The 17,637-nt window shown below is 42.8% G+C and carries 20 protein-coding genes; 4 read left to right on the plus strand and 16 right to left on the minus strand.

Annotated elements, in window-relative coordinates; all coding sequences use genetic code 11:
- The 6 genes from tnpB to ribF form a co-directional block, all read right to left on the minus strand.
- On the minus strand, positions 1–290 hold a 290-nt coding region (gene tnpB, locus CF596_RS10860; protein WP_171324971.1), incomplete at its 3' end, for an IS66 family insertion sequence element accessory protein TnpB.
- Entirely contained in the window at positions 287–670 is a 384-nt protein-coding gene (locus tag CF596_RS10865) for a transposase (RefSeq protein WP_000210517.1), read from the minus strand. The genes CF596_RS10865 and tnpB, both read right to left, overlap by 4 nt.
- A gap of 336 nt (positions 671–1,006) precedes the next feature.
- Positions 1,007–1,489 carry a peptidylprolyl isomerase gene (locus CF596_RS10870; RefSeq protein ID WP_096902455.1) on the minus strand — a complete coding sequence of 161 codons (483 nt, stop codon included), beginning with the start codon at positions 1,487–1,489 and terminating at the stop codon, positions 1,007–1,009.
- A complete protein-coding gene (gene lspA, locus CF596_RS10875) occupies positions 1,482–2,021 on the minus strand; it encodes a signal peptidase II (RefSeq protein WP_096902456.1) in 540 nt (179 codons plus the stop codon). Before lspA ends, CF596_RS10870 begins: the two co-directional genes overlap by 8 nt.
- Positions 2,014–4,860, minus strand: a complete 2,847-nt coding sequence (gene ileS, locus CF596_RS10880) for an isoleucine--tRNA ligase (RefSeq protein WP_096902457.1) — start codon at positions 4,858–4,860, stop codon at positions 2,014–2,016. The genes lspA and ileS overlap by 8 nt, the downstream gene beginning before the upstream one ends.
- 66 nt (positions 4,861–4,926) lie before the next feature.
- Positions 4,927–5,928: a bifunctional riboflavin kinase/FAD synthetase gene (gene ribF / locus CF596_RS10885; protein ID WP_096902458.1), complete on the minus strand. Its 1,002-nt coding sequence runs from the start codon at positions 5,926–5,928 to the stop codon at positions 4,927–4,929.
- A 206-nt stretch (positions 5,929–6,134) separates the two neighbouring features.
- Here ribF and CF596_RS10890 point away from each other — a divergent pair, with 206 nt between their 5' ends.
- Together CF596_RS10890 and CF596_RS10895 are read left to right on the plus strand one after the other, a co-directional pair.
- The gene (locus CF596_RS10890; protein ID WP_096902459.1) at positions 6,135–7,271 is read left to right on the plus strand and encodes a TDT family transporter; all 1,137 of its coding nucleotides are present in this window, start codon (positions 6,135–6,137) and stop codon (positions 7,269–7,271) included.
- A gap of 132 nt (positions 7,272–7,403) precedes the next feature.
- The gene (locus CF596_RS10895; protein ID WP_096902460.1) at positions 7,404–7,967 is read left to right on the plus strand and encodes a 5'-nucleosidase; all 564 of its coding nucleotides are present in this window, start codon (positions 7,404–7,406) and stop codon (positions 7,965–7,967) included.
- An 81-nt stretch (positions 7,968–8,048) separates the two neighbouring features.
- On the opposite strand, the gene CF596_RS10900 is transcribed toward CF596_RS10895, so the two are convergent.
- From CF596_RS10900 to ubiG, 9 genes are all read right to left on the minus strand, one after another.
- On the minus strand, positions 8,049–8,726 hold the full coding sequence (locus CF596_RS10900; protein ID WP_096902461.1) for a TetR/AcrR family transcriptional regulator: 678 nt from the start codon (positions 8,724–8,726) through the stop codon (positions 8,049–8,051).
- 401 nt (positions 8,727–9,127) lie between these two features.
- Positions 9,128–10,474 carry an amino-acid N-acetyltransferase gene (gene argA, locus CF596_RS10905; RefSeq protein WP_096902462.1) on the minus strand — a complete coding sequence of 449 codons (1,347 nt, stop codon included), beginning with the start codon at positions 10,472–10,474 and terminating at the stop codon, positions 9,128–9,130.
- Between the two features lie 145 nt (positions 10,475–10,619).
- Positions 10,620–11,003: an RcnB family protein gene (locus CF596_RS10910; RefSeq protein ID WP_096902463.1), complete on the minus strand. Its 384-nt coding sequence runs from the start codon at positions 11,001–11,003 to the stop codon at positions 10,620–10,622.
- A 231-nt stretch (positions 11,004–11,234) separates the two neighbouring features.
- Positions 11,235–11,624, minus strand: coding sequence for an RcnB family protein (locus tag CF596_RS10915; RefSeq protein ID WP_096902464.1), 390 nt, complete (start codon positions 11,622–11,624; stop codon positions 11,235–11,237).
- 245 nt (positions 11,625–11,869) lie between these two features.
- On the minus strand, positions 11,870–12,025 hold the full coding sequence (locus CF596_RS14775) for a hypothetical protein (protein ID WP_171324973.1): 156 nt from the start codon (positions 12,023–12,025) through the stop codon (positions 11,870–11,872).
- 129 nt (positions 12,026–12,154) lie between these two features.
- The gene (locus CF596_RS10920) at positions 12,155–12,574 is read right to left on the minus strand and encodes a hypothetical protein (protein WP_096902465.1); all 420 of its coding nucleotides are present in this window, start codon (positions 12,572–12,574) and stop codon (positions 12,155–12,157) included.
- A gap of 207 nt (positions 12,575–12,781) precedes the next feature.
- Positions 12,782–13,528, minus strand: coding sequence for a YciK family oxidoreductase (locus CF596_RS10925; protein ID WP_096902466.1), 747 nt, complete (start codon positions 13,526–13,528; stop codon positions 12,782–12,784).
- A gap of 69 nt (positions 13,529–13,597) precedes the next feature.
- Positions 13,598–14,299: an HAD-IA family hydrolase gene (locus tag CF596_RS10930; RefSeq protein ID WP_096902467.1), complete on the minus strand. Its 702-nt coding sequence runs from the start codon at positions 14,297–14,299 to the stop codon at positions 13,598–13,600.
- Complete coding sequence (gene ubiG, locus CF596_RS10935) at positions 14,296–15,012, minus strand: bifunctional 2-polyprenyl-6-hydroxyphenol methylase/3-demethylubiquinol 3-O-methyltransferase UbiG (protein ID WP_096902468.1); 717 nt, start codon at positions 15,010–15,012, stop codon at positions 14,296–14,298. The genes CF596_RS10930 and ubiG overlap by 4 nt, the downstream gene beginning before the upstream one ends.
- Positions 15,013–15,193: 181 nt before the next feature.
- Between ubiG and CF596_RS10940 the strand changes: the two genes are divergently transcribed.
- Positions 15,194–15,814, plus strand: coding sequence for a thiol:disulfide interchange protein DsbA/DsbL (locus CF596_RS10940; RefSeq protein ID WP_096902469.1), 621 nt, complete (start codon positions 15,194–15,196; stop codon positions 15,812–15,814).
- Positions 15,815–15,910: 96 nt separating this feature from the next.
- Here CF596_RS10940 and CF596_RS10945 read toward each other — a convergent pair whose 3' ends face one another.
- Positions 15,911–16,561, minus strand: coding sequence for a TetR family transcriptional regulator (locus CF596_RS10945; protein ID WP_096902470.1), 651 nt, complete (start codon positions 16,559–16,561; stop codon positions 15,911–15,913).
- Positions 16,562–16,765: 204 nt separating this feature from the next.
- Here CF596_RS10945 and rph point away from each other — a divergent pair, with 204 nt between their 5' ends.
- The gene (rph, locus tag CF596_RS10950; protein ID WP_096902471.1) at positions 16,766–17,482 is read left to right on the plus strand and encodes a ribonuclease PH; all 717 of its coding nucleotides are present in this window, start codon (positions 16,766–16,768) and stop codon (positions 17,480–17,482) included.
- Positions 17,483–17,637: the final 155 nt, after the last annotated feature.

Here is a 17,637-nt window from a genome sequence, read left to right on the forward strand (position 1 = left end):
AAACCTTGGATTAATGCCTGTAACTGTTCCGGGCTGAGGGCCACGGTTTCACCTTGGTGAACTTGAGCCCAGTGAAATTTACCCTGTTCCAAACGCCGGGCACACAGCCAGATGCCCAGTCCATCATGTACCAACACTTTCATACGATGACCACGTTTATTACAGAACAGGTAGGCGCAATGCGGTTTGATGTAGCCAAAGGCTCTCACCACCTGAGCCATGATAGTATCCATCCCTGCTCGCATATCCAGAGGTTGGGTAGAAAGCCAGATTTCATCAATGCGGATCATGTTGCAAGTGCCTTGAGTAATTCTGCTAAAGCAGATATTTCTGATACTTGCCATTTCAAGCCAATTTCTGCTTTTGAGTGGGGTAAAGTAATTTGAACCGTTAACATGTCAGTAGGAGTAGGATCTAATGGTGCAGAGCAAGATAAGGCAATAAATGCAGGTTTATTCGGTAGTGGTGAGCGATCATTCCCTGGCTTAGCATCAATTAAGCGAATCCATTTGGATACAAGATTTGTATTCAATCCATGTTGCAAAGCGACCGAAGCAATTGAAACGTCCGGTGCTTTACAAGCCTGAACGATCTGCTGTTTAAATTCAGCACTGTATGTTCTTCGTTTTTTCGCAAGAGATGCGATGGATGTCTGATTATTTGTAGTCATAAATTTTAGTCCCCACTTGTTTTTAAGTGGGGACTAAATTAAGGCTTATAGGATGAATTCATAAGGTGTGTTCAGCGGACGCTTACCATCCTGTTTCTGTATGTGTTAAATATAAAATGAAAGGTGATTTTTGCCTAGCATCAATTTTCTGCAATGCATGTAAGCTAAAACGTACAACGAGATATCGGTGAAACGAATATCAATAAACTGGACTTATTGAGTTTTGAATGATTGATTGTATTTAATAATTGTCTTATTCAATAAAAAACCCCAAGTCCATTTTCTTGTACTTGGGGGATTTGAACAGCAGAAAGATGCAGCTAGTATGCAAATTGATTACATCAATTTAATACCTTGTTGTCCTGCAGGGGTGACTCTAAAAATTTCAACTTCAAAGGTAATATTTTTACCTGCTAAAGGATGGTTAAAGTCTACTTCGGTCACATCATCATTGACCGATTTCACCACGCCATAGAGGCTTTGTTTGGCTTTATCTTCAAACTCAATCATGTGTCCTTCAACTGGACGTTGCTCAAATTTAACCGTATCAAAAGTTTGTACGTTTTCAGAATTCCATGGACCAAATGCTTCTTCAGGTGGAAGACTCACGGTACGGCGGTCACCTGCACGTAAACCAAATAATGACTTTTCAAAACCAGGTAATAGGCTGCCATCACCCATGACCAAACTCACAGGTTCAGCGCGGCTACGGGTGTTGTCAATTTCTACACCATTTTCAATGGCGACAGAAAAGTGCAACTCGACTTTTGAGCCATCTTCAATACGAGTTTCATCATTTGGATTAATAATTTCAGTCATGTTGCGCCTGCGCTCGTTCAATTCGGTGTTTTTCTAGGAAAAAGGTATCAATTAACAGCAGAATGGTGCCAAGCGTGATGGCACTGTCTGCAATATTAAAGGCAGGGAAGTGGCTGTTGTTGTAGTACACGTGAATAAAATCGACCACGTAGCCAAGGCTGACCCGATCAATTAAATTCCCAATCGCACCGCCTAAAATCAAGGCAATCGCCAAAGGCAGTACGATGACATTTTTTGGCATACGCATCAGCCAAAATACAAAAATTACAGACACTAAACCTGCCAATGAGGTAAAGAAATAACGTTGCCATCCACCTGCATCGGACAAGAAACTAAAGGCAGCGCCATAGTTATGCAGTAAAGTCCAATTCAAAAAGGGCAATACAGGCACAGGATCTGCGTAATTCAGATGCGATACTGCAATCCATTTGGTCCATTGATCCAGAATAATCGCGACAATGGACAAGCCAATCCACCATAAATTGTGCGGATAAAACTGGAATAAGCCCTTTTTGTGTTGTGAATTAGGCATATTTTCTCTCTTCGCCTTGACCTGTTGGAAGGTTGATAATACAACGTGAGCATAAGCCTGGATGTGCAGAATGTGTATTCACATCAGGAAGTACATGCCAGCAACGTACGCATTTTTCGCCATCTGCTGCAGAAACTTTCACGTTCAAGCCATCTAAATCAGAGGCTTCACCTTGTGCAGCATCAAAGTCATTTACAATCACTTGTGAAGTAATCAGGACAAAACGTAGCTCATCGCCTAGTTTATCCAATACGGCTTTGAGTTCGTCATTGGCCCAAAGTTCAACTTTGGCAGACAGGTTAGAACCAACTGTTTTGGCTGTACGCGCAGCTTCGATGAACTTATTGACAGCAGATTTAACTGCTATCAGGGTTTGCCATTCCGCTTCTGCCAGGATGTTGGCTTCAGAAGCCACTGGAATGTCATACCACTCTGCTGTGAACACGTACTTTTCTGATTGCTCAGGAATGAGCGGCCATGCTTCTTGTGCTGTAAAGCTTAAGATTGGTGCCATCCAACGAACAAAAGCCTGAACCAAGTGATACAAAGCGGTTTGTGCAGAATGACGTGCTTGCGAGTCCGCTTTGGTGGTGTACTGACGGTCTTTGATGATGTCGAGGTAGAAACCACCCAAGTCATTAATACAGAAGTTAGTCAGCGCACTGGTTACGATATGGAAGTTCATATCTTCATAGGCTTGCTGAATGGTTTTCTGTACTTCTGCGGCACGTTGTAGGATGTATTGATCTAAAGCAATCAATTGATCTACAGGAAGCGCATCTGTCGATGGTTTAAAACCATTTAAGTTGGCCAACAAGAAACGCAAGGTATTACGGATACGACGATAACCGTCTGATGCACGGCTAAAGATTTCCTTACCTGCCGTCATTTCATAGCGATAATCTGCAGATGCAATCCAAAAGCGTAAACCGTCTGCACCCATGTCTTTAATAATGTCTTGTGGGGTAATGATGTTACCCAACGATTTCGACATTTTGCGACCTTTTTCATCGACCACAAAGCCGTGTGTTAACAAGCCTTTGTATGGTGCGCGCTCATTGATTGCAATCGAGGTGAGTAATGAAGATTGGAACCAACCACGGTGTTGGTCTGAACCTTCAAGATATAAATCGGCTGGGTCTTGCAACTCTTCACGCTCACGTAGAACTGCATAATGAGTCGTACCTGAGTCGAACCAAACGTCTAAGGTATCGCGCACTGCATTGTAGTGCTCGGCATCATCACCAATGAAGTCTTTAGCTTCACGGTTATACCAACCATCAATCCCTTCTTGTTCGATCAGTTTTGCAACGTCTTCAATCAATTCAGGGGTGCGAGGGTGCAATTCATTGGTGTCTTTATGCACGAAGAATGGAATTGGTACCCCCCATGTACGTTGACGTGATATACACCAGTCTGGACGACCTTCAATCATCGCTTGGATACGGTTTTTACCCCAATCTGGTACGAAGCTGATGTCATTTTCAATCGCATTCAGTGCGCCTTGACGTAAACCTTTGGCATCCATGCTGATAAACCATTGTGGTGTCGCACGGAAAATAATTGGAGTTTTATGGCGCCAGCAGTGTGGATAGCTGTGTTTGATTGGGTGATGTGCCCAAAGCTTATTGTTTTCTGCCAAAGTCGCAATAATTTGTGGATTGGCTTTGTAGATGTGTTCGCCTGCAAAGATTGGTGCTGTCGGTAAATAAACGCCATTGCCACCGACAGGATTGTCAACTTTTAGGTTGTATTGTAAGCCAACTTTATAGTCGTCCACACCGTGTCCAGGTGCGGTATGTACTGCACCTGTACCGCTTGTTGCGGTCACGTGTTCACCTAAAATTACAGGCACTTGGCGTGTTTGAATCAGTGGATGTTGCAAGATCAGGTTTTCGAGTTTGTCACCTGTAAAATCAGCTAGCACTTCATAGCTGCCAAAACCATAGCGTTCAGTCGCTGACTGTACCAATTCTTTGGCCAAAATAAAGTTTTGTGGTGCTTTGTCATCAGCACGTGCTTTCACCAATTGGTATTTAATTTCGGCATGCAATGCAACGGCTTGGTTCGCAGGCAAAGTCCACGGTGTGGTCGTCCAAATTACAATGTCAGTAGCATCATTCATTTGCACACCCAAGCGTGCAGATAAATCGGCTAAATCGACCACAGCAAAACCGACATCAATTGCATCGGATTTTTTATCTTCATATTCAACTTCGGCTTCTGCCAAAGCAGAACCACAGTCCAAACACCAGTTTACAGGTTTAAGACCTGGTTCAATATGACCTGCTTTGGCAATTGCACCCAATGAACGCACGATGTCGGCTTCTTGCTTGAAGTTCATGGTGAGGTAAGGGTTGTCCCAATCACCAAATACGCCCATACGCACGAAGTCTTTTTTCTGTAATTCGACTTGGGTGTAAGCATATTCGCGGCAGGCTTTACGAAAAGCCGAAGCATCGACTTTTACGCCCACCTTACCTACTTTTTCTTCTACTTTAAGTTCAATCGGTAAACCGTGACAGTCCCAACCTGGAACGTAGGGTGCGTCAAAACCATCCATGACACGGCTTTTAATAATAATGTCTTTCAGGACTTTATTGACCGCGTGACCCAAGTGAATTTGACCATTGGCATACGGAGGGCCATCGTGAAGCACATATTTTTTCTTGCCAATACGCGATGCACGAATCTGCTGATAAATGTTGTCGGCATACCACTCTTCTAACCATTTCGCTTCACGTACTGCGAGATTTGCTTTCATTGCAAATTCAGTACCTGGGAGGTTTAGCGTGGCTTTATAATCCACTGCATTTTCAGGAGTTTGCTTATCGCTCATGCAAGTTGTCTTCCAGTTGAATCAGCCCATGGACTGACGCGTTTTACATTAAATATTTAGGGTAAATTAAAAAGGGAAATTTGGATGATCTTGTCGAAATTCAAGAAGTTTTTCAACATCATCATCAATTCCCGCTTTGAGTGCTTCAAGCGAAGGGTAATTTTTTTCGCTATGTAAATAGTTTAAAAATGTGACCCGCATTAATAAGCCATACAGATTAGCAGAAACATTGGGGAAATGTACTTCTAATCGCCATTCGGGCTGTACTTGTTGAATGGCTGGGCGCGTACCTACATGCCCTGCACCAAACAGACTGTTCGGGCTGTAGCCTGCAACACCCGTTTTGTGAGGATGATCGTGTTTGACTTTTTCGCTTAAAGCGGTGGTTTCACAGACCACTTCAACGCCATAAATGCCATTTAAGCAGGGTTTATGGCGGTTTAAGCGTACATTAATGGTTGGAAAATCAAGTGTGCGACCAATTTGATCGCCATATTGGACGCGCCCTGTAATGCTATATGGGCGTCCAAGCAGTTTGGCTGCGAGTGCCAAATCACCAGCTTGTAAAGTTTGACGAATACGAGTTGAGCTAACACGCTCACCATTTAGTTCAATGGTGTTTAAATTGGTGACCTGAAAGCCATAGTTGCGCAAAAACTCACTATTGCCTTGGCGGTTTTTACCAAAATGGAAGTCATCGCCCAAGACCAAATGCGAGGCATTCAGGGTGTTTTTTAAAAGTTTTGCAAAGGCTTCGGCAGTTAAACTACGGAAATGACTGTCAAATTTCGCAACTGCAATGTAGTCGACCCCCAATTCGGTCAGATATTCGACTTTTTCCCGCAATGATGAAATACGCGGTGGAGCATCATAACCTTTAAAGAATTCAAGTGGTTGAGGCTCAAAAATCATCACCACAGTTTTTAGATTTTGTTGTTTTGCAACGGCTTTGAGCTGATGAATCATGGCTTGATGACCCAAATGCACCCCGTCAAAATTACCGATGGTGACAGCGGTTTTTTCTAATTGGGTATTTGAGGGCAAAGCATTTAGACGGAGCAGCTTCATGGGCAAATCAAGTGCTTGGAATTAAGAACGGCTTATATATTGCCATATTCTTGGGCATTCGTCTTGTGGTTGTTTTTTGACAACGAAAAATTTAGTGCAAAGTATACTTATATCAATTTTACTTATTTATTTAATATAAATTAATCAATTTTTCTTATTTATAGATTTGATTAGTATAAATGTAGATTTTAAATGAGGCCGAACTCATGCAAAAACCATTTACACAACTTGGACAGCGCCACAATATCATTCGTCAATTCACCCCCAACTGGTTCACTGTCAGTATGGGAACAGGTGTTGTGGCGTTAATTGTATCAGAGTTTCCGATGATAAAGGCACTCACATGGCAACTCGGCACAGGGCTGTGGTATTTCAATATTTTATTGTTCGTACTTTTTAGTGTGCTATATGGCTTACGTTGGGCATTTTATCTGCACGAAGCCAAACAGATTTTTCAACATCCAAGCATGAGCCTATTTTTAGGGACGATTCCGATGGCGCTGGCCACCATCCTCAATGGCTTTTTAAAGTATGGTCAGCCTATTTATGGCGACACAGCTGTACAGATTGCGCAAACGCTCTGGTATGCCGATGTGGTCTTAGCGCTCTTGGTGGCGTGGGCAGTTCCTTTTGCCATGTATCGACATCAGGAGCATGCTTTACAGCAGATGACCGCGGTGTGGTTATTGCCGATCGTGGCCTGTGAAGTTGCAGCCAGCAGTGGTGGTTTATTACTGGGGCATTTGGCAGCTGATACTCACGCCGTTGCGATTTTATTGGGTAGTTATGTGTTGTGGGGTGTTTCAGTATTACCCGCCTTTGCAATTTTAACGATTTTAATGTTGCGTTTGGTCTTACATAAATTGCCTGAAAAAGAGTTGGCGGTCAGCAGTTGGTTGGCTTTGGGGCCGATAGGCACTGCTGCTTTGGCGTTATTGGTTTTGGGGCATCAGGCACCGACGCTGATGGCGAGTTTGGGCTTAGTACAACTGGGTCAGTTATTTCAGCAGGCGGGAATTTTGGCCAGTTTAATTCTGCTGGGTTTTGGGCTGTGGTGGTTGGGGATTGCGGTACTGACGACTTTGCACCATGCCAAACAGGACTTACCATTTAATTTGGGTTGGTGGGGACTGACCTTCCCATTGGGCGTATATACACTGGCAATCTTAACTCTAGCCCAACAACTCAATTTGGCCTTCCTGTATGCCGTTGGCTATGCTTTTGCAGCCATACTGATGTTGTTATGGAGTTTGGTCGCAACCAAGACGGCACAGGGTTTTTATCAAGGTCATTTGTTCTTTTCACCGTGCTTAAAAACATATTTAGAACAGCAGTATAAATGAGCTCTGAAATCCTTTCAGTTTAAAGCGCCATCTGATCTTATGTAGGTTGTTTGAGCAGAGACCAGAGGCGCTTTTCTTTCGGATCAATTTGTTTTCTAATGGCACGCATGAAGTCTGTTAATTGAGTATTTTATGTCGGATGTTGCATTGATCATGGCTTTGCCGAATGAGTCTAAAGGTTTGTTTGAGCAGGCAGGGATTCAGGTGCATTACAGTGGTATTGGTAAGGTCAATGCTGCGTTTAAAGCCTTTGAAGTGATTCACAAGACTGGGTGTAAAACTTTATTGAATTTAGGCACAGCTGGCAGCTCACATTTTGATGCACATGCTTTGGTGGAGGTGTGCCAATTTGTGCAACGCGATATGGATGTTTCTCCGTTGGGTTTTCAGGTGGGAGTTACGCCAATGGATCAGGAATATCCTGCTGAAATTCATTTGGAACGCTATTTTGAGCATTTGCCGAGTGGCATTTGTGGCACGGGGGATAGCTTTGAAACGGGTACACCTAAAGTACCGTGTCAGTTGGTCGATATGGAAGGCTATGCGATTGCCAAAGTCTGTAAAAAATTACGAGTACGCATATTGTCAGTTAAATATATTACCGATGGTGCCAATGATACAGCGCATTTAGATTGGGAAGAAAACTTGTTATTGGGTGCACAAAAATTATTGTCTTTGTATCAGGGGCTTAAATAATATTGTATGCCGAAAACGCCAAGACCCTAGTCATAACTAGGGTCTTGAGGTTAAAGTACGCGTCTATTGAGTGCTGCGTAATTAGTCTTGTGATTCTTGTTCAGGTGTGGCAGTGACCACAGCGGCTTGTGGTGCATCCACTTCGTTCTGACGCGGCATAATACCGTAAAGCATCATATGAACTGTATGTTGCAAGACACGTTGCAACATGCTGCGGTTGCGTAGGGTTTTCCCTGTTACCATTTCCATTTGCGTTGCAAAGTCAGCATAGTTTTGGGTAATCGCCCAAATATTCAAAATGAGCAATTCAGGATCAATCTGCTTAGACAGTTTGCCTTGCTCTTGCCACATGGTAATGACTTTAGCTTTGCGTTTGACCAGTTTTTTCAGAGGGCCTTTTAAAATTTCCTGAATATGTGGTGCACCTTGAATCACTTCTAATGCAAATAGACGTGATGCTTTCGGTTGAGTACGTGAAACCTCAATTTTTTGCAGCAAATAATTGGTAATTGCTTCATCAGGTTCGAGTTCAGCTTCGAGCATTTGTAAAGGTGCTAGCCATTTTTGCAATACCGTAGTCAGCACTTCAACATATAAGGCTTCTTTATTTTCATAATAATAGAAAATATTCGATTTATGCATCTCTGCAATTTGTGCGATTTCGTCCAAACTCGCGCCGCTAAATCCGTATAACGAAAATACGTCGAGTGCAGCATTGAGAAGCTGATGGCGTTTTTGTGTACTCTTTTTTTGTTCCATTCGTAATTTTAAAACAATGAAAAAAGGGAATCATTTATTGTACGGCAAATCATCAGGCTTGTGCATCTTTTAAAGATGTATTTTTAAAATATTTTGAGTTTATTCTGTAGTTTAGCTATTAAATCCGTGAAAAGTATGATTAGAGAGGGGGAGTATCTTGTTTTTGTATTTTCTGATTGAATGGATAAGCTTTTCAGATTTCTTATATAAATGACAAAAGTAAAGTTTCCTCCTACCTTGCATCAATTTTATTTAAAAAAACTAAACAGTGGTGTGGGTGCTGCCAATTTTGATCATCTTTACACTGTCGTGATGATTTGATTTAATTCACAGCATGTTCCACGTGAAACATCTTAAGGTTTTGATTGTGCTGTGTCATTCAATGTGCCAGTAAATCTTACTTAGAGCTGTTTTTTACATACAATTGAGTTGCGTTGATAGTTATATAAAGCCTGACGTGCATCGGGTAAATCGTCGACACTGGCAGGTGCAAACCCCTGTTCTAAAAACCAGTGTGCGGTGCGGGTGGTCAAAATAAACAACTGCTGAATGCCCATGGCTTTGGCTTTATCCTCTAAATAATCCAAAATTTGGCGACCACGGTTGGATTTACGATAAGCAGGATGTACCGCGACACAGGCAATTTCGGCAGACTTGAGTTCATGACCTGTGGTCGGAATTGGGTACAGGGCAGCACAGGCGAGAATCATGCCGTCACGTTCAATCACTGCAAATTGTCCAATTTCATTTTCCAGACGTTCACGTGAGCGATACACCAATACACCATCTTCTTCTAAAGGGCGTAATAGCCGAATCAGACCGCCCACATCCTGAATATTAGCCATGCGGACTTCTTCATAGTGCGCATCACTCACCATTGTGCCTGAGCCATCGCGGGTAAAAAGTTCTTCGAGTAAAGCGCCATCGTAGGCATAAGAAATGAGATGTACCCGATGTACGCCGTTTAATGAGGCATCTTGGGCTGCATTTAAATGTAAAGCCAGTTCAGGATGATGTCGCTGAGCATCTTCAATATATGGATTTAAATGTTGAGGATGAACTTCACGTTGTAATTGACCTTCGGCATTTTGTAAGCCGTGCTGCGCGCCTAAGAAAATCAGTTTGTCGGCTTTTAATTGAATGGCAGTTTTAGTCGCCACTTCTTCGGCTAACAAGTTAAATACTTCACCCGTGGTGGAATAACCTGTCGGGCCGAGTAACACAATATTATGATTTTCTAAATGGCGTTGAATAGCGTCGGCATCTACCGTACGGACTTCACCTGTTAGTTGAAAATCGATCCCATCACGAATACCATACGGTTTGGCGGTAATAAAATTGCCTGACACCACATCAATCCGTGCACCGTACATAGGGGAGTTCGCTAGCCCCATCGACAATAAAGCTTCAATTTGCAAGCGAATTGAACCAACAGCATTCATGACACAAGATAAAGACTCACGAGTGGTGACACGACGTTGCATGTGAAATGGCGTATCAATTTGGCTGAATTTTAAGTTTTGATTAATTTGTGGACGCGCACCATGTACCAGAATAAGTCGAATACCAAGCGAGTGCAGCAGAGCAATATCATGAATAATGTGCTGAAAGTTTTCATGCAAAACTGCTTCGCCATCGAACATAATCACAAAGGTTTTATTGCGGTGAGCATTGATATAAGGCGCAGAATGTCTAAACCAATGCACATATTGCAAGGTTGTGCTGTGCGGGTTTTCAGTCGGAGTCATTCGTTGGCCTGCTGTAATGGTGGATGGTGCTGTCTTTGATTCTAATCAAAAAATTCTGTAGCGGAAGTCTAAATATAAAAAAACACCTGAATGGTACTTCAGGTGTTGTGGAGATATGTTATTTTTCAGCTCAGGCTGAACGGTTTTAGCCAATAATACGAATAATACGCTGGGTACGCTCATTAATCAGTACATAGTCACCGTTGACTTTATACCACTGCTGATAGCGGCCTGTGTTAGGTAAACGATGTGCTTCACGATCACTGACTTTGTAGCGGTTCGCGTCATATCCACGTGGCAGGTTTTGACCTACACGCCAGTCACGACTTGGATTTACACGTTTTTGATCATAACGCTTTTGTTCCCACTGTGTAGGATGACGTGGATTGTCCCAATGCTTGTCCTGATGTTTGTAGCCAACACTTGCTTGATGACGACGATCATCATAACGGTGGTCGGGTGCTGCCATAGCCGATGTTGCCATGATTGCGCTTAAAGACAGTGCTAAGGTGCTGAGTAATTTTTTCATGGGACTTACCTTCAGTTTTAAATATGGGGTAGATGTGTCCAAATTAATCAAATACTCAAGATAAACGATGGTGGAAATTGAGGTGAATTGTGAATTTTATGGAGAAAACAAGGAGAGTTCGAGCGGGATATTTCACAGCAATGTGATGAGTGTGGGACATCACTCTATAAAAAAAGCCCAAAGTGGACTTTGGGCTATGTATTTAGACATTGTGTACGCGTAACAGGAGGTCTACAAACCTGCGATACGCAAAATATGGTGGTTTTCGACATCGACCAAAATGTAGTCTTGGTTGATTTTATACCATTGCTGTTTGCGTTCAGGGCGGGGCAAATTATGTTCCTGATAATCGACTTTATAACCATTGCCACGATAATGCTGCGGCATGACATAACCCGGTTGCCATTTATGTTGTTGTAAACGTTTCACACCACGTTCTTCACGCATACGACGTTTATCTTGCATGCGTTCTTCTGCATCGGCACGAAATTCACGTTTATTGTGTGCTTGGTGACGAGGATGGTCAGCTGAGTCGCGATCAAATTGAGGGGCGGCAGTTGCAAAATTGCTGCTTAGTAAAGCACTGAAAGACATTGCCAGAACTGTCAAAATCTTTTTCATTTAAACCCCTCATTCTCTCGTCTTGATATCACAGTTCATACTTTAACCGTTAAATGCAGAGAAACTGTGAAGAAAGCACATGAATTTTTTAAATACACTCTGCAGGATGCGGCATGGTATTGATTCTATTATGCGACAAAATACGAAATTTAGCAGGTATCGCTCAGCAAAATAGGCTAGATGATTGTTGTTGTGCTAAGGAAAGGATGAGGCATCACCATAGCAGCGTACTGCTATGGTCTGCTTTAGTTCCAATGTTCAGTTAAGCCTTGTAAGGATTGCACAGCGATGGCAACACATTCGGCTGTTTCACGATCATTCAAAGCCACAATTAAATGCTGACCTAATTGCAAGCTTTCAATACTTTGAATCACAGCAGTTTTACGTTGAATATCAGTCATCACAATTTACCTAATGCGTGTTGTGGAGATGCATCAAGCATAGTTGATGTATGTTAATTTGTAAAACCGTTTAATTTTATAAAAGCAATCCAGAAAAACGATTAATGCCGCCGTTGCCGTGATTTTTGCTTAATAGGCGTAGTTTAAATCGGTGTAGTCGGTCAGTGATTTATGAATATGTGCATGGATAAATTCGCGTACATCTTCAGTACCCATTGGTGCTCCTTGTTTGGTAATCACGTGTTCAATTTCAGGTTGCCCTTCAATTTTAATACGATAAACAAAGTTTTTAACCACTTTGTAGGCATCGTCCAATTTTTCAATGCCTGTGACATAGTGGTAAGCATGTTCAAAATTAAGATCGGTATGTGAAAAAACAAACTGATCAAACAGTTTGATTTTCTGACCGTTATCGAGTGCCTGAATGTCATCTACGATGCTGGCTTCAAACTTCATGCCATATTTTTCAGAAATAGGCTGACCATCAATCAGTAAAGACACCATACCATCTTCAAGGGGTGTCACGGTGATGTTGTTTAATTCAGTCATGTTGCTCTCTGCATCGTTGAGGTTGAATTGAGATGTGGAAGCATAGCAATCAGGCTTTGTACTGCCAAAATAGGCAGGGTATATACTAGAAGATGCTTGTGCTTAGCCATTTTACGGCAAATTAATACGTAAAAATTGGCAATATGCTAGGTGTTAAGTCCATAAAAAAGGAAGCAAGCCCTTCCTTTTTAGAATCAAACGACAGGACTAATCCTGTGCATCAATACTTTGACCATTCATGTGCAAGCTGTCATCGCCCATTAAATATAAATAGGCCGGCATGATGGCATCGGGTGTAGGTAAAGTTTTTGGATCTTCATTTGGATAGGCTTTGGCGCGCATAGCAGTACGGGTCGCGCCTGGGTTAATGCAGTTGTAGCGAATATTCGGATGCATCTTTTCTTTGGCAAATAATTGACTCACTGCTTCAATTGCAATTTTAGACACCGAATAAGCACCCCAACGTTCACGTGCTTCACGACCTACACCTGAACTGGCAAACACGACTGAAGCATGTTCCGATTTTGCCAAAAGCGGCAATAATTCCTGAGTGAGTACAAATGGCGCACGTAAATTCACGGCCATGACATCATCCCAAACATCGGCAGGGTAATTCGCTAACTCAGTCCGTTCGCCTAAAATGCCCGCATTATGCAAAATACCATCCAAACGTCCGAATTGTTTGTCTAGGGTATCGACCAGTAATTCATAATCTCGTGGTGAAGCACTCGAAAGCTGAAGCGGCAAAATAGCAGGTTGCGGTGCGCCTAAACTTTCGATTTCATCATAAATCACTTCAAGTTTATTGAGGGTACGACCATGCAGCACCACGGTTGCTCCGTGTAGCGCATAACTGAGGGCAGCCGCTCGTCCAATACCATCTCCCGCGCCAGTAATGAGGATAATACGGTCTTTGAGAAGATCGGGACGAGGTTGATATTCTGAATATTTCATGGGCATCCCTCCTGTTCATTTCTTATTGCTTGTGGGCTGAGTTTCATGTGATCGCTTTGCAGGATTGATTTAAGCATTGGCAATGCTGTTTTGCGTGGTAGCTTGAAGCACCAATTTGTTCAAAACCGTATGTAATTCAGTCACTGAATCCACTATACAATCTGCTTGCCATGCTGTTAAGTCATCTTTGTGTTGTAACGGTAAATAACCGTAAGCGGCCAAAATAGTGTACATGTTGGCGTTACGACCTGCATCTATATCGCGTGGATGGTCACCTACATAAATACAGTGTTCTGGGGCAATTTCAATTTGTTTGGCCGCCAAATACATAGGTTCTGGGTCAGGTTTGGTACGGCGAACATCTTCAGGGCAGATTAAAACTGCACAGCGTTCAGTTAAATTCAGTGCTTTGAGCAGCGCTTCGCTAAGCCAGCGCGGTTTATTGGTCACAATGCCCCACGGAATTTGATGCTGTTCCAACGCTTCAAGCAGGGGATACATGCCTTCAAACAGATCGGTTTCGACAGCAATATCTGCGCCGTACAGGTCTAAAAAGCGTTGTCGATGCGCAAGAAATACAGGATCATCCACCTCAAGTTCTGGATAGACTAGTTTGACCATCGCCCGTGCACCTTCAGATACCTGTGTGCGAATGGCGTCTGCTGCCACAATCTCACAGCCTTTGTCGCGGCACATGTCTTGAATGATGCGAATAAAATCAGCAGCGGTATCAATTAAGGTGCCATCGAGGTCAAATAAAACCGCCTTCATTCTGTTACCTCGTTGACCGTGTAGACCATGTAGTTCACATCCACATTTGGCGCTAACCAATAGCGTTTAGTCAGTGGGTTGTAGTGTAAACCCGTCATATCTTTGAGTTTTAAACCCGCTTGGCGAATGTCATGCGCCAATTCAGACGGCTTAATAAATTTATGATAATCGTGCGTACCTTTGGCCAGCATACGCAGCACGTATTCTGCCCCAATAATGGCAAATAGATATGATTTAGGGTTACGGTTAATGGTCGAGAAAAATACATGACCACCTGGCTTGACCAGTTTTTGGCAGGCTTGAATAATAGAGGCTGGGTCGGGTACGTGCTCTAACATTTCCATACAGGTCACGACATCGTACTGACCAGCTTGCTCATCTGCCAGTTGTTCAACAGGAATTTGGCGATACTCAATATTATTTACGCCTTCTTGCTCAGCATGGATACGCGCCACATTTAAAGGTGCTTCGCCCATATCAATGCCGAGTACATTGGCACCACGTCGTGCCATGCTTTCTGCCAAAATACCACCACCGCAGCCGACATCCAGTACTTTTTTGCCTGCCAAGCCGCCTGCATGTTCATCAATCCAGTTTAAGCGTAGTGGGTTAATCATGTGCAGGGGACGGAACTCGGAATGCTGATCCCACCATATGGCTGCAAATGCTTCAAATTTGGCAATTTCTTGTGGATCAACATTCAGTTGCGACATGGGTGTCACCTCAATTTAATCGTGATGATGGTAAAAATATGTATAAACCCTAGTGTAGCGTTAATTCTAAAAAAAGCGATAAAAGCTGTAAAAAAGTTCACAGAAGGAAAACGAAATCGGCATATTTGGTTTATAGTGTTGCCATAAACTAAACAGAATGATTTAGAGGACTATAAACGCAATGAAAAAATTCCTTTTAGGTGGTTTGGCAACGGCCATCTTTACTATTTCTGGCAGCGCAATGGCGGCAAATTTTGTAGCAGGTAAAGATTATAGCGTTGTGGCTAACCCAGGTAAGGTCGATGTACCGGGTAAAATTGAAGTGCGTGAGTTCTTTTGGTACGGCTGTGGCCACTGCTTTACTTTAGAACCATATATGCAAGCATGGTTACGCAAATTGCCTAAAGATGTGAATTTTGTGCGTACCCCTGCGGCCATGAATCCTGTTTGGGAAATGAATGCACGTGGTTATTATGTGTCTGAAGCACTGGGCGTACGTAAGAAAACTCACTTGCCATTGTTCCATGCGATTCATGACAAAGGTCAGCAAATTTTTGACCAACAGTCTCAAGCCAAATTCTTTGTAAAATATGGCGTGCCTGAAGCGAAATTTAACAGCATGTTTAACTCGTTTGCGATCACCTCTAAAATATCACAAGCCAAGCAATTGGCGCGTCAGTACCAGTTGACGGGTGTACCTGCCGTGGTGGTAAATGGTAAATACATTGTGCAGGGCAATAACGGCAAAGTGATTCAAGTAGTGAACTACTTGGTTGATCAAGAGCGTAAAGCTAAGAAATAAAACTACGATGCTGTGGTGAAATCACCTTGTATCTAAAACCGCAATGATTGAAAGATCATTGCGGTTTTTTATGGCTAAAGTGTTTAGCAGATAACTTTAAATAGGCTGCGGACGCTGCCAGTGGCAAATACCACGAAATAGCAAATGGACTTGAGTAATGCTTTGTTGTATGAAGTGCTGCTGTTGTTGCTGCAATTTTTCTGCTTCAAATTGCTGTCCCAAACTGATCCAGTTCATTGCCCAGTTTAAAGACAAATTAATTAAAATATTGGCCAGTACGTGTAAGTCTTCGGCATGTTGAAAATGTTGTACGCTTTCGACTCGCTGTAAATCATTGGCTAAATCTTCAATTAAAAAATCAATTTCACGGGCAATGGCTTGGCGTAAAATAGCAGAACCGCCCCAGCGTTCGGAAATTAAAAAAATCCATTGTTGTGGGCGTTGATCGACCGATTTAAAAAACAGGGTCAGTGCCGTTTCGGTCTGTGCATCGGGTTGGTACAAATAGCCTTGCCCCAATTGATGTAAAATCCCTTTAATGTGTAGGGCAACTTGATCGACCAAATCGAGTGCTAAAGCATCCATATCTTGAAAATGCCGATAAAACGCGGTGGGCACGAGTCCAATCTGTCGTGAAATTTCTCTTAAGCTGATGCTGCTAAATGCACGCCCTGCGCTGCTGAGTTGAAGCACTGCATCCATAATTGCCTGACGACTTTGTTGTTTTCGTTCTTCCCGAATCGACATTGTATTTCCTGATTCTGCCAGTGCCGCGCAGTCTAACAAAAACCTGTGTTTCAGGATAATACTAAAAGATGAATGAAGCCAGCTTGTAAAAATACAGCTAAAATTTACCGAAACAGAACACGACAAGCTTTAGATAAGCGACCTGTGCTGTGGCATCTGTTATACTTGCGGGCAATTTATTTGAGCCAAAAATAAGGACACATTATGCGTATTGACCAACGAGCTTTAGATCAATTACGTGAGGTAAAAATTACCCGTAACTATACTCGCTATGCTGAAGGTTCAGTGTTGGTAGAGTTTGGTCATACCAAAGTTTTGTGTACCGCAAGTATTGATAACTCTGTACCGCGTTTTTTAAAAGGGCAGGGACAAGGCTGGGTAACTGCAGAATATGGCATGTTGCCACGTTCAACGCATACCCGTAGTGACCGTGAGGCGGCACGTGGTAAACAAAGCGGGCGTACACAGGAAATTCAGCGCTTAATTGGTCGTAGCTTACGTGCTATGGTTGATTTGAAAAAACTGGGTGAAAACACCATTACTATTGACTGCGATGTGATTCAGGCCGATGGTGGTACCCGTACGGCAGCCATTACAGGTGCAGCAGTGGCGTTGATTGATGCCATGAATGTGTTGCTAGAAAAGAAAAAAATTAAGCATGACCCATTAAAAGGTTTGGTGGCTGCAATTTCTGTAGGCATGTACCAAGATGAGGTATTACTGGATTTATGCTATGAAGAAGATTCAAACTGCCAGACCGATTTAAACGTGGTGATGACCCAAGCAGGTGAATTTATTGAAATTCAAGGCACTGCAGAAGACAAACCGTTTACTCGTGTGCAGTGCAATGCCATGTTGGAAATGGCAGAAAAAGGTATTCAGGAATTGGTGAAAAAACAGCAGCAGGCTTTGGGCTGGTAAGCCAAGTTTTCTAAGATTGCAGCACTGTTCAAAACGCATCTTCGGATGCGTTTTTTTATGGATGACGCGTAGATTGCGACAGGAGGTGTGAAGCAATAGGAGGTGTGAAGCAAAAAGCTACAATATTGCAGGATGAGTTCTTTTAAGATGGAAAA

The organism is Acinetobacter sp. YT-02, from assembly GCF_002412355.1.
Lineage (GTDB): Bacteria > Pseudomonadota > Gammaproteobacteria > Pseudomonadales > Moraxellaceae > Acinetobacter > Acinetobacter towneri.